At 34.9% G+C, this 12,784-nt stretch carries 10 protein-coding genes and 1 pseudogene; 9 read left to right on the plus strand and 2 right to left on the minus strand.

Annotated elements, in window-relative coordinates; all coding sequences use genetic code 11:
* Positions 1-434: 434 nt before the first annotated feature.
* A pseudogene (locus tag JFL43_RS20710) lies at positions 435-842 on the plus strand (MerR family transcriptional regulator); the annotation flags it as partial.
* A 781-nt stretch (positions 843-1,623) separates the two neighbouring features.
* Here JFL43_RS20710 and JFL43_RS20715 read toward each other — a convergent pair.
* Positions 1,624-2,181 (minus strand): hypothetical protein, encoded by a 558-nt coding sequence (locus JFL43_RS20715; protein WP_200750508.1) that lies wholly within the window; start codon positions 2,179-2,181, stop codon positions 1,624-1,626.
* A gap of 21 nt (positions 2,182-2,202) precedes the next feature.
* Positions 2,203-3,039 (minus strand): S8 family serine peptidase, encoded by an 837-nt coding sequence (locus JFL43_RS20720; protein ID WP_200750509.1) that lies wholly within the window; start codon positions 3,037-3,039, stop codon positions 2,203-2,205.
* 70 nt (positions 3,040-3,109) lie between these two features.
* On the opposite strand from JFL43_RS20720, the gene JFL43_RS20725 reads away from it, so the two are divergent.
* The 8 genes from JFL43_RS20725 to JFL43_RS20760 all read left to right on the plus strand — a co-directional run.
* A complete protein-coding gene (locus tag JFL43_RS20725; protein ID WP_200750510.1) occupies positions 3,110-3,328 on the plus strand; it encodes a hypothetical protein in 219 nt (72 codons plus the stop codon).
* A 190-nt stretch (positions 3,329-3,518) separates the two neighbouring features.
* Complete coding sequence (locus tag JFL43_RS20730; protein WP_200750511.1) at positions 3,519-4,148, plus strand: metallophosphoesterase; 630 nt, start codon at positions 3,519-3,521, stop codon at positions 4,146-4,148.
* Positions 4,149-4,875: 727 nt separating this feature from the next.
* Complete coding sequence (locus JFL43_RS20735; protein ID WP_200750512.1) at positions 4,876-5,208, plus strand: PadR family transcriptional regulator; 333 nt, start codon at positions 4,876-4,878, stop codon at positions 5,206-5,208.
* Between the two features lie 19 nt (positions 5,209-5,227).
* Positions 5,228-6,100: a hypothetical protein gene (locus JFL43_RS20740; RefSeq protein WP_407702008.1), complete on the plus strand. Its 873-nt coding sequence runs from the start codon at positions 5,228-5,230 to the stop codon at positions 6,098-6,100.
* 220 nt (positions 6,101-6,320) lie between these two features.
* Positions 6,321-6,929: a transposase gene (locus tag JFL43_RS20745; protein WP_200750514.1), complete on the plus strand. Its 609-nt coding sequence runs from the start codon at positions 6,321-6,323 to the stop codon at positions 6,927-6,929.
* A 39-nt stretch (positions 6,930-6,968) separates the two neighbouring features.
* Positions 6,969-7,256 (plus strand): transposase, encoded by a 288-nt coding sequence (locus JFL43_RS20750; RefSeq protein WP_325166720.1) that lies wholly within the window; start codon positions 6,969-6,971, stop codon positions 7,254-7,256.
* Between the two features lie 317 nt (positions 7,257-7,573).
* On the plus strand, positions 7,574-8,293 hold the full coding sequence (locus JFL43_RS20755) for a thioesterase II family protein (RefSeq protein ID WP_200750517.1): 720 nt from the start codon (positions 7,574-7,576) through the stop codon (positions 8,291-8,293).
* Between the two features lie 26 nt (positions 8,294-8,319).
* Positions 8,320-12,784 (plus strand): non-ribosomal peptide synthetase (locus JFL43_RS20760; protein ID WP_200750518.1); only part of this gene is annotated, 4,465 nt, incomplete at its 3' end.

Below are 12,784 nucleotides of genomic sequence, written 5' to 3' on the forward strand. Positions count from 1 at the left end.
TAAAGAGGTTAATCTGCCACATTAAAATAAGAACATGTTTTGATCAAACTTTTTTCTAAATATGCTATTTAGATTTGTTCTCATATCAAGGTCAATATCGTTTATTTAATCAAACTTTATTACAAAGTTACATAAAATTGTAGTTTTTATATAAAGTCTTACCGTTTATAAAAAAGATGTACCGAATCTATCTACACTCTGTTACTGCACTAATGGGGCAGATTAATGGAAGAGTCGTTCAACAATTGTGTCAGATTGTTGAAGAAGTTATGGAAAACATTGTGTTATTGAAAAGTTTAATTAAAAAAGAAAAGTCGCTTTCCTATGTTATAGGGGCGACTTTTTTATTTACTTTCTAATTTTGTTAGTTATTTACTTTTACTGATAATATGAAATATCATAAAGAATATGTAGCAATGATAAAGGAGAGTATAATGTACACAATTGGACAAGTAGCTAAATTTTTAGGTGTATCTAGAGATACCTTGAAATTTTATGAAGAAAAGGAATTAGTAAAGCCTAAGTAAAACATTGAGAATGGGTATAGAAAATATAATCGTTTTGATATATATGATATAACCACAGTAAATTTCTATAGAGAAATGGATATTGAAATAAAAAAAATCCAGGAATTAAGGAAAAGTAAGAGTATAGAGGGAATAAAATCATTATTAGAAGAGAAAGAACAAGAGGTTTTAGAAGAAATAGAATATAAAAAGCTTCTTTTAAAAAAGCTTCAGATCGTAAAAGAAGATTGCGAAAAAATTAAACAATTCTTAGGAGAATACATAGAAAAGGAAATGAAGCCTTTAGAAATAAAAGGAGAAATAGAGCATTTTACTGGAAGATTTTCTTGTAGTGTATATGCCATTTGACCAACTCTCTTTTTAGTATTCATAACGGCACTCTAAAATTCCTCTAGAACACTTTTTTACTATATATATACGAATCAAGAAAAGATTATACTGCTTATTTGTAATCGGTTCCGTTTTAGGGTGCAAGGGTAGATTTTACATAAATGAAAAAAGGAATAAGAAGTATGATGGCAGTGGGGATATGTTGGATTACCAAAAAACTTCAATTTAATATTGATGTTCAATGGCTAAAAATAATTTAGTTTTAATAATGATTACAAATAGTTTTATAACCATTGTATCAAAATCTATAATTAATTAGATTTTTTTTTTACTTTTTTTGAATGGCTAAAAAAAATTAATAATAATCCTATAATTATTATTAATGAATGGAATAGATTTATTTCTTTGAAGAGGAAGTATATACCTAGTCCAATCAAGCTCCATCCGAATGTTTCCATTGAACTTACTTTTTCCAAGTTAGTCACCTCAATTCAAAATATCTGAGATACAGTTTCCGATTCAAATACTTGGTACTTTACGGTATAAGAGGGAGTGCTTTCGCCATTGCACCAATACCAGCAGATCCCATTGTAGAGTCTTTTAAAACACTTCTAGCCATGGTACCATTCATTTTTCTGCTTCCCAAACCTATAATTACTGCCCCAGATCCACCTACAAATCCAATTGTCCAAATGGTGAACTTAATATGATGACATATGAGTTGAAGAATTTTATAACAATAAAAAAGGTAAGGGGGAAGCCCCTCTTACCTTTGTTTGCATTCAAATTTATATCCACCGGCTTGGTTTGCAGAACCACTATCAGTTGTTCCGTTTACTCCTGCCTCATCTCTTGAATCAATTACTGGATAACCATTGTTCGCATAGCACTGGTTAATTAAGCTCATTTTTTCTTCATGACTAAAGTAAAGAGTAGAGAAGAAAATAGCACCAACAACTAGAATAATACCAATTATAATTGGTACAAACCAAGCAATATTTGCGTGTCCGAAGTCTGTATCGATTTTTATCTCGTCTAAATCATATCCGTTGTTTATTAAAAGTGTATCAATTTCTGCATCACTTAACTTTTCTATAGCTTGTTTAACCATATCCAATTCAGCTTGCTCTATATTGGGATTTAGATCTAAAGCTTGCTTTTCATTTAAGACAATTTCATGAGTCTTAATAGAATAGTAAGTTGAGTTGTTAATTGCATCTTCTTTTGTTGATAGTTCATTGGCCTTTGTAATAGGAGAAAAGAATGTACTAAATAATAGCACCATTATTAACAACGGCAATAGTTTACCGAATGATTTTTTCATTTTACAACACCTCTTTTTTTATTATTTGTTAAATATCAACATATTACCTATTTTACTACTAATTTTAACGTTTTCAATATTTTTCTTTGAAAAAATTTCTTTTCTATCCATATTTTTATTCAAATAAATGGATAGAACACCTGTGAAATTTGCCGAAGCAAGTGACGAACCTTCATTTGTTATATAATCTCCCTTAGTGTTTTTTGTTGTAATATTTACCCCAGGAGCAAGGAAATCTATTTTTCCTGTAGAGGAGAATGCAAATAGTTCCTTCTTTTCGTCTATAGCAGATACTGATATTACATCTTTATATTCTGCTGGATAATCTGATTGATCACTCATAGTATCTCCGCTAGAAGCTACTAAGATAATATTTTTTTTGAGAGCTTTGTTTATACAATTATGTAGCTGTTTACTGTTCGAATTAAAACCTAGACTCATATTGATTATTTCAGCTTTATATTCGATAGCTTTAGATATTCCTTCACAAACATTTTTTACTGTGGTTTGTCCTTTTTCATTAATCACTTGTATATCAAATATTTCTACATTAGTATTTATACCTATTTTGTCGTCAATAATAATACTAGCAACTTTAGTTCCATGATCGAATTCATCATTCGTTTTATTTTGGTTAGTGATAACGTTATAGCTTTTTGTTATAGCGTTGGTTGTCATGTACTGTTTGTTTATTCCACTGTCTAGTATTGCTATTTTTGTTTTTTTATCATGATCTTCTATAACGTAGTTATCAATATTTTGAAGTTTTAAACTCCAATCATCCTTATTTTCATTGCTGGCACAAGCATTTAAGAAAAATAAACTAATAAAACAAAAAAATAATAATCTAGTTTTCAAAGGAACCACTTCCTTAATTTTATTATTTTGGTTAAAATTTTATTAAATGTAACTTAAAGGAGAGATTGATGTGAAGATTGTTAATGCAAATTATATTCATATATTAATAATAATTATTGTTTCTTTGCTATTGGTGTCTGCAATATTAATTGCTGTAAAAAGTTATTTTAATAATAAAGAAATAGAATCGCTGTCTTCAAGTTGTTTAAAGAACGATGGAGAGTACGAATTAGTAATTACAAATAAACTAACCCAAAGTTATAAGTTTTCTTGTGAAAATAAAAATTAGAGAGTACTAGAGTAGCATTAGCCTCTTTTTTTCATTTTTCAAGATTAATAGTATTATTTGCCCAAGTTCTATTTAAATCTATAATCGGTTTAATAGCGCTCATATTCAGTATATTCGTGAAAAAATTTGGACGAATTAGAGATATTTATTTGAGCTAATTGATGTCAATAAATGTGGCGGAGGTTCTTTTATGCGACGAATAAAGCTATTTTTAATAGCAACTATTATACTAGTGGGAAGCATCCTCTTCTTTAATAATTTCATTTCCAATTCACAGTATGAAATCGCTAGCAATAAAATCCCGAAAGCGTTTGATCGATATAAAATTGTTCAAATTTCGGATTTACATAGTCGGGATTTTGGTTGCAAAAATGAAAAACTGATACGTAAAATAGAAGAGCAAGAGCCAAATATCGTTGTGATGACAGGAGATATGGTCAGCACAGAAGACGCTAATTTCGATGTGTTTTTAACTTTTGAAAAGTCAATTGCTGCTGAATTTGATACATACTTTATCGTTGGAAATCATGAGCAAAATTTAAAAGTAGAACAATTGCAAACATTACTTAATAAGTTAGAACAGATGAATGTGAACGTGATAGATAATGAAAAAATAGCTATTAAAAAAGACGGGGAATCGATAAACCTTTACGGTATGTGGTTTAATTTGCGATATTATAATGATGCTTCAAACGAATATACAAAAGATATAACATTTAATATCGAACAAATGGAAAAAATACTTGGGATACCAAATCAAGCGGATTTTAATATTGTCCTTACACATAATCCTATTTATTTTAAGACATACGCAGAGTGAGGAGCTGATTTAACGTTAAGTGGTCATATGCACGGTGGGATTATTCGAATATCATTTATCGGCGGGGTATTGTCTCCTAAGTGTGAATTTTCCCCTAAGTATGACGCAGGGTTTTTCCGGCTAAACAATCACAATTTAATAGTTAATTGTAGGGTTTTCTAATCATTACTAAGTCGTTATATTTTTATCAGTTACTACCTGAATAAACTCTAGAGAGGATATGAGTAGAAGAATTTTTGTGTCTCTTAAAACTTTGACAAATGCTAAATATATCATTTGCGTTAATTTGATTTTAAAAAAAGGAAGGTATGGAGGGAGAAATAAATTTTAGAATTGTGTTTTCTATAAAATTGGAGCTGAGTAGATTCGTCTTTTTATCCCTTATTTCTATAAGAGAAAGGGCATGCATCCTTTATATTGATCTACAAATTTACAAGTAGAAATCATTAGTATCTATTCTTCGTAACTATAGAGGTTGTCAAAAATCTCTATGTATTGAAATTTTGAAAATAAAGTCTAAATGTTGATTTTCATAAAGCCTTGCTACATATAGTTTATCATGTAAGCTTTCGTATATATAGATCTTATGTGAAGCTAATATTATTTATATAAAAGGTCATTCTATTTCGTTCAAAAATACACTTACTCTCCAAAGGAAAACTTGTAAAAAATAAAGTGTGTGATATATTATAATGTATAGTACATAGTATTTCTAGAGGTGAATAACATGGAATCTAAGAGTTCTGAAAAAGAAATGAATAGGGGCTTTCTCCAACTAATCGTGCTGATTTTGCTGGAGAAACCCTCTTATGGGTACTTAATGGTAAAGGATTTGGCTAAGTTCGAATATCACATTGAAGAAAGCACCCTCTATCCGCTGCTAAGAAGATTGGAGAGCAAAAACTTTATTGAAAGTACTTGGAAAGTGGACAGTGTTAAGCCCAAAAAATACTATGTTATAACAGAAGAAGGAAAACAAACACGCAGGCAGTTAATGGAGATGTTTGGAAAACAAAAAGAAATTTTACAGAAAGTACTGAAGGGAGACGAATATGTATAAGGTTCTCGAAGATTATCTGATGGAGATCAAAAGGTATTTGGCAGGAGTAGACGATAAAGAAGATATTTTAAAAGAAATTAGATATCACTTGACAGAAATGGCTGAAGATCTTTATGGGGAAAGCAATGAAGAAACCTTACAAAAAGTGATTATTTCATTTGGTGAACCGCGTGCCACAGCGGAAAAATATACTGGAAATCATAAAATCATCTCTCCATCATTTCAGAGTCATTTATTGCAGTATACTGGCATTTTGTTTTCAATCCACTTTGGCGTCTGTATTATCGCTTTGATAAAAGGAAGCAATTCCGCCATATTGCCGTTTATAAACATGGAAAGTTCAAGCTCATGGTTGATATTGTTTTACTTACCAGTAGCCTTTATTTTTGATTTTGGCCTCATATCCCTTTTGCTTCTGTTGGTCACTAAATATAAACCCGATGCTTCTCTTCCTTGGTTTAATGGCTTTAAAAAGAAGCAGCCAAGTAAAATTGGAAGCGCCTTATTTACTGTATTACTAGTAATCGTATACTGGATCTACCAAAAACTAGGGACTATTTTTATGTATATAGATGTAAAAGGGCAACATCTATATAGGATTGAAGCGACAGAATCAGCATCTATAGGAATTATTGTCATCCTTTTAATCAGTTATATAGTTTATCTTATCCGCTTTTTTTATAATAAACCTTGGCTGTATATAACAGCACATATTATTAATTTACTTATCTTATGGTACTTATTAAAACAATTTCAGCTTATTCATATTATAGCTGCGAATGAGCAGTTAACGCCCGGTTTACAAGGAATCTTTATCTTATTTGTTGTTTTGACAACATTTTCGCTTGTCAGGTGGCTGATAAATTATAGTGTAGAAAAAAGTTTATCTTAAACAAAAAAATTAAAAGAGACCGTTCATTCTTACTGAGAATGAACGGTCTCTTTTATTAAGAAAATATTTTGTACAGAAAAAAATTACAAATGAGTTAATTTCATAATTATTCTAATCCCTTCGGGTTCAAGGGTTTCAAATAAATAAAAAACAGGCACCTCCCCAAATTCGGAATAATGGTAGCGACTAAACAGCCTAAACCGACTGGAGTGAATGCCTTATGACTATTGTAAAACAAATGAGTCTTTTTTACATCCATAAATGGTGTTTGATGGAAAGTTTTCATCGTTTTGATGAGATTTTCAGCACTTATGACATTCAGCCGATCTTTCAGTTGTTTTCAAAAGAAACAATGAAAGGTGCACCGCGTGAGTTAAATTACGGCGCAATGATTCAATCGTTGTTCGCGCGCTATATCAAACGTATTCCCACAATCAAGAATTTAGTCAAACGTTTAGTTAATGATCCTATATTCCGTTTAGATTGGAGCTTTTGGTTATCCGATGTAGTCCCATGGGAAGCTTCTTTTTCTCGTATGATGCAAATCATCAGTGAATCAGATGTCCTTGATCTCATGCAAATTTTGCTCATTCAATCGGCCATCACAGAAGGCTTCTTGACAGATGAACAGCTTGCAATCGATGCCACGCATTTTGAATCAAGTGATGCGGCGAAGTCATCCGAAAAGAAAGAACCGACATCACCGAATAAACGTGGACGCAAAACGAAGGCTGAGCATGAAGCGTGGCTCGCCGAACAGGGAGGAAACGAAGCGAACCAAACTATTTATGAAAAAGAAATCAAGCATCAGCTGGATATACCGCTATAAACCCTTTGGCAGGACGCGCCAATCGAACCCAATTGGGGCATCAAAAGGAACAGCGATGGGAAAAACATGTTCTGGTATGGCTTAAAGGGACATCGCGCTGTCTCGACGAAAAGCCAATACATTGTGGCTCGCCTGATGACATCTGGAAACATATCAGATAGTAAAGTAGCAATTCCGTTACTGAGGAAAGTCCGTCAGCTCATTGACGATCAATTTACCAAAGGGATCTTCGATGTAGGTTACGACTACGAACCGATTTATAATGCAAGTAAACTCGTCGTTGATCGCATTAACGCACAATTAAACGAGTTGAAACAAGTAGCTTAATTTTAATAAATACGATTAGTGATGATGGGTTAAGCCTACGCTTTTAAAAAAGCTAATTTATGAAATTGATTCAAATAAATATTTTTTTAAACAAATCAAACTGCCTGAAAACCTTGGTTTTATAGGGACTTTAGATGCGGGAATTAGATTAAAAATTAAATTTATAGGCCGAAATACTAAATAAAACATTTACAAACATGGTTACTTTCAATATAATCGAATGTAATATAAGGTAAAAATATAAGGTAAAAATAACTATTTAATAATTCAAGAATATATAAAATAGACATATACATTGAAATTCAAGGAGATTTTCTATGATTAATACAAAAATGTTCTGTATTCCCTATGCGGGAGGGTCAGCAAATACTTATTATCAGTGGAAACGTTACATCACTGATCATATCGAATTAGTTCCGGTTGAATTGGCAGGAAGAGGATCACGGATTAGAGATCCATTCTATCCTGATGTAGATGCAGCAGTAGAAGATATTTATCAAACTGTTTTTAGGCAGTTGAACGATAATGAACCATATTATCTTTTTGGACACAGTATGGGCAGTATTTTGGTTTATGAACTATGTAGAAAAATTCAAGCAACGGGGAAAAGACAGCCTGAACATATCTTTTTTTCTGGAAGAGACGCCCCCAGCAATCACAAGGTAACGGAAATCGTACATCATCTGCCTGATCAAGAGTTTATTAAAAAGGTAAAACTCTATGGAGGGATGGATGAACGGATATTGGAAAACAGTGCGCTGCTCGATCTTTTCTTACCTATAATGAAAGCAGATTTTAAAATAATTGAAAATTATGGATATTTATCAATAAAAGAGTTGATAAAATCCGATATTTCAATTTTGATTGGAAAAGAGGATGCTTTTCTCACTGAGGAAAAGGTAAAGATGTGGGCGGAGGAAACCTCAAAAAATTGCGAGATCTATGCATTTGAAGGAGGTCACTTTTTTCTTTTTGAACACCCAGAAAAAGTAGCAGCTTGTATCAATGACATTATCCATTCAAATGTCAGAGAATAAGACCGTCAGGTAAAGGAGAGAACTTTTTGACCAACTATTTAAGTCCATATATATCCTATGAATTATCAAATGAACAAAAGCGTATGTTAAATCAATCATTGGACACCTTGGAGAATTGTCATATTTACAAAATCTTTGAGATCCCCAAGCAGGTTAAACCAACAGCAGTGGAACAGTGCTTGACCGATTTGCTTACCACGCATGATATTTTGCGAAGCTCTTTTCCTTATCCCATTAAACACTCTATCAGCATACATTCAGCCTTCCCATTTACGATCAATTACTTTACCAAAACGAAAACTACGTGGAAGTCTTGTATTAACTCTTTTATTCAGCCATTCAATCTATCACAGCCGCCTCTATGGCGTGCAGCGCTGATCGAATTAAAAGATGACCCAGGGAAAAACCTTGTGATAATTGATGTTCACCCTTTAATTGCCGATGAAGCAGCAATTGACCTTATATTTCATCAATTGCTGCAAAAACACCAATCAGACCATTGCTCATATACGGCAAAATCGTACAGTGATTATATAGACGACTCTTCAGATGAAACTGCAGTAATTTCTTCTTACGGAAATGCCGTTTGCCCGCTGACAGTTTACGCTGGAGACAACTTAGACGCAGCTTCAAGCAGCTCTTGCTTTTCGTTTGAATTCGGTAAAGAACTTGCGGAAAACGTTCAAACTTATGTTCAAGAGGAAAAGCTGTCTCTTGAATCGTTCCTCTTTTCTACATTACACAAACTATGGGCGCAATACTCGCTTCACGATGAACTGATCATAGATTACTTGCAGAATAACCGGACAGAAGCTTACAGATATACAATCGGAAATTTCAGCAGGCAGATCTCCGTTGCAAGCAAGCAGCAAGGGGATGAAAAATTTATAGATTTTGCCAAAAGAAATGAATCTGTACTGAACCAGCATAATGGGAAAATAGAAGCACTGCAGAATAGACAAAAACCAAAAATTGCATTTAGTCTTGGCCTGCAAAATCTCGACATATCCTGCAGACAGCTGTTATATATCGATACTTTAACCGAATATGCTCTTCACTGGAAAGCGGCTTCCTTGGAAAACAAGATCTTCTTTACAATTACCTATGACGAAAAAATCTTTTCACACGAAATAATCAGCCGTATGTCCCAGCACTATATGCAGGCCGTAAAATCAAGCATTGAAAAGCCGGATATTTTAATCCGAGATATAAATATTTTAACATATATGGAAAAAGATGTGATCTTTAACAAGTTCAATCCTGCTGGGGAAAAAGAAGAGAATCGGATCATCACTCAGGTATTTGAAGAACGCGCGGGCGCTTACTCCAACCATATTGCACTGCATGATGAGTATCAGGAGATGTCGTATAAACTGCTCGATGGGCGCTCAAATCAAATCGGTCATTACCTAAAAGAGCAGCACAAGGTTAAGCCGGATCAGCTGATCGGCCTCCTAATGGAGCACGTAATAGAGCGGCCTTTAAGTGTGTTAAGCATATGGAAAGCAGGAGCTGCCTTTGTTCCCATGGACATGGATTGGCCAGTAAAACGAAAACAACATATTATAAAGTCTTCCAGTATGCAGCTGATTCTAACAACAGAATCTACCCTGAGGGAATTAATAAAAACAGAGGATCTCTCCATCTATTCCTGTACATTATTTTGCGTAGATTCAGGACGATTGCTCCAAGATCATATGGAAGACCAATACATCTTTTTAGATAAATGCTCAATAGAACCGGTCAAGACCACGCTCTCCATTAATCATTTAGCCTATGTCATTTTCACATCAGGCACAACCGGAGAACCGAAAGGCGTCATGGTAGAGCATAAAGGGCTGACAAACCTGCAAAAAGAAATTGAAATAGCCATGGATATAACTCCGGACGATCGGGTTTCGCACTTTTTAAATGCTGCATTCGACGCATCAATCGGTGAAATTCTAATGGGGATGTTTACGGGGGCAACTCTGTATGTAGTACCCAAACAAGCAAAAGCAGACTTCCTGGAAGCAGAAAAATATTTAGCAGAAAACAAAATTACAAAAGCCAGTTTTTCTCCAAGCTACCTGGCAAATATGAATCCTAACAATCTTCCATTTCTAAAAAAAGTTACTGTAGGCGGAGAGGCTTCTATGCTTCCAGTCGTGAATAAGTGGCGAAAAACAGTAGATTATGTAAATGCATATGGTCCCACCGAAAATACTGTTGTCTCTAGTATGAAATGCTATTCAAAAGTACTGGAAGATCCCTCTGTCATTTCTATTGGAAAACCGATTGCTAATCATCAAATGTTTATCCTAGATCAGCACAAAAATCTGCAGCCTGTAGGAGTAACCGGAGAACTTTATGTATCCGGGATAGGGCTTGCCAGGGGATATTTACACAATTCCGAAAAAACGGATCAGTATTTCATAGATCATCCGTATATGCCGGGAGAAAGAATCTACAAAACCGGAGATCTGGCTCGCTTGCTTCCTGATGGAGATGTACAGTTACTGGGTCGCATAGATCATCAAGTGCAGCTGCGGGGGATTCGTATTGACCTGTCTGAAATTAAAAAACATCTTTTAGAATACGCTCCTGTAACAGATGCAGCAGTCATTATCGAAGGAGAAGGGGATACGGCTGGGTTAGCTGCCTATGTCGTAGCAACGTCTCCCATTACTTCAGTTGAACTGCGGGAATATCTTGAAGAACGTCTTCCTCTGTATATGGTTCCATCCATATATATAAAGATTGAGAAAATACCACTTACGCAAAATGACAAAATCGATTTGAAGGAACTAAAGATGCATGGATTGCTTCTGCCGACAGGGAAAGCATATGAAGCTCCGGTAGGAGAAACGGAAGAAATACTTGCCGGCATCTGGGAGGAGCTTCTGCATCTAAAACCTGTCAGTGTACTAGATGATTTCTTTGTACTGGGGGGAAACTCTTTACAAGCAGCCATTCTCACGCGGAAAGTTCATCAAATGCTGAATGTTGCATTACCAGTAAATGATGTTTTTCGTTTCCGAACTATCCGGGACCTAACTGAACACGTTCAAAAATCAGAGATAAGTACATTCAGTACGATCAAGCCGGCTGAAGAAGGTATTTATTACCCTGCTTCCTCAGCTCAGAAACGGATGTTCGCAATGGCACAGTATAATCCTGAGAGTGTGCATTATAACGTTCCTCATCTTTTCATGATTGAAGGAACCGTTAACTATACACGAATAGAACAAGCTTTCCGGTCTTTGCTGGGACGGCATGAAGTTCTTCGGACAGTCTTTGACATGATAGATGGAGAACTTATTCAGAAAATTCAAAGTTTTGAATCTTTTGCGCTGTCTATAGATACATGCAGTGAAGGAGATATTGATAAAAAAGTGCATGCCTTTATCCAGCCATTTAATCTGCAGCAGGATCTGCTGCTACGGGCCGGGCTTCTAAAAATTCATGAAAAGCAGCATCTTTTGATTTTCGATCTGCATCACATTATTACAGATGGTGTTTCAGGAGGAATTCTGCTTGAAGAGCTTATGGTGCTTTATCAAGAAGAAGAGTTGCAAGCGCCCGGCCTGCAGTACAAAGATTATGCAGTATGGGAACAATCAGTTCTCTTGAAGGAGATCCGGGCAAAACAGGGAAGGTACTGGCTGGACAAATTCCAAAAACCTGCTCCTGTTCTTGACCTTACGTATGATTATCTGCGGCCGCCAGTTTCGAAATTTGCAGGAAAGCGGATTAATGTCTCCTTGGACTGTGATTTAGTGCAAAAAATGAAAGAACAGGCAGCAGAAACCGGATCGACAATTTATATGATCTTATTAGCTACATATAATATCTTGCTTTCCAAATACAGCGGTCAAAAAGACATTACCGTAGGAACAGCAGTAGCTGGCCGGCCTCATATAGATCTGCAGAATATGCCTGGAATGTTCGTCAATACATTGGCTTTGCGCAGTTTTCCAAATGGGTCTCTTTCCGTACGTTCCTTCTTAGAAGACGTAAAGAAACATGTGTTAGAGGCATTTGAAAATCAATCTTACCCATTCGAGGAATTGGTTCAGCAGCTTGGGCTTCCACGAGATGTGAACCGGCACCCTTTGTTTACTGCCATGTTTGTTTTGGAAAATATGGAAATGCCTCCGTTAACTTTGCCGGAAATGGAGATTAAACGCTATGACTATACTCCAGAATGTTCAAAGTTTGATCTGACCTTAATTGCTGAAGAAAACCATCAAACATTCCAGCTTGGTTTTGAATACAATACGCAGTTATTTGAAAGGGAAACTATAGACAGAATGAAAGACCACTTCATTCGAATTTTAGAGTCCATTACAACAAATCTGGATCAGCCGATCTCAGCTGTTAACATGTTGACAACAGCCGAAACAAAAAATCTTTTATCACGATTCAACCCGGCTGAAACAACATATCCTACCGGGAAGACGCTTACAGACTTGTTTGAAAATCAAGTGCGCAGAACACCGGATCAGACAG

It is taken from the genome of Viridibacillus soli (assembly GCF_016612995.1).
Taxonomy (GTDB): domain Bacteria; phylum Bacillota; class Bacilli; order Bacillales_A; family Planococcaceae; genus Viridibacillus; species Viridibacillus soli.

Bases quoted from the DNA above. Each gene is read 5' to 3' on its own strand.
- JFL43_RS20755 (WP_200750517.1), top strand. From the start codon at position 7,574: ATGATTAATACAAAAATGTTCTGTATTCCCTATGCGGGAGGGTCAGCA.
- JFL43_RS20745 (WP_200750514.1), top strand. From the start codon at position 6,321: ATGACTATTGTAAAACAAATGAGTCTTTTTTACATCCATAAATGGTGT.
- JFL43_RS20730 (WP_200750511.1), top strand. From the start codon at position 3,519: ATGCGACGAATAAAGCTATTTTTAATAGCAACTATTATACTAGTGGGA.
- JFL43_RS20715 (WP_200750508.1), bottom strand. From the start codon at position 2,181: ATGAAAAAATCATTCGGTAAACTATTGCCGTTGTTAATAATGGTGCTA.
- JFL43_RS20735 (WP_200750512.1), top strand. From the start codon at position 4,876: ATGGAATCTAAGAGTTCTGAAAAAGAAATGAATAGGGGCTTTCTCCAA.
- JFL43_RS20740 (WP_407702008.1), top strand. From the start codon at position 5,228: ATGGAGATCAAAAGGTATTTGGCAGGAGTAGACGATAAAGAAGATATT.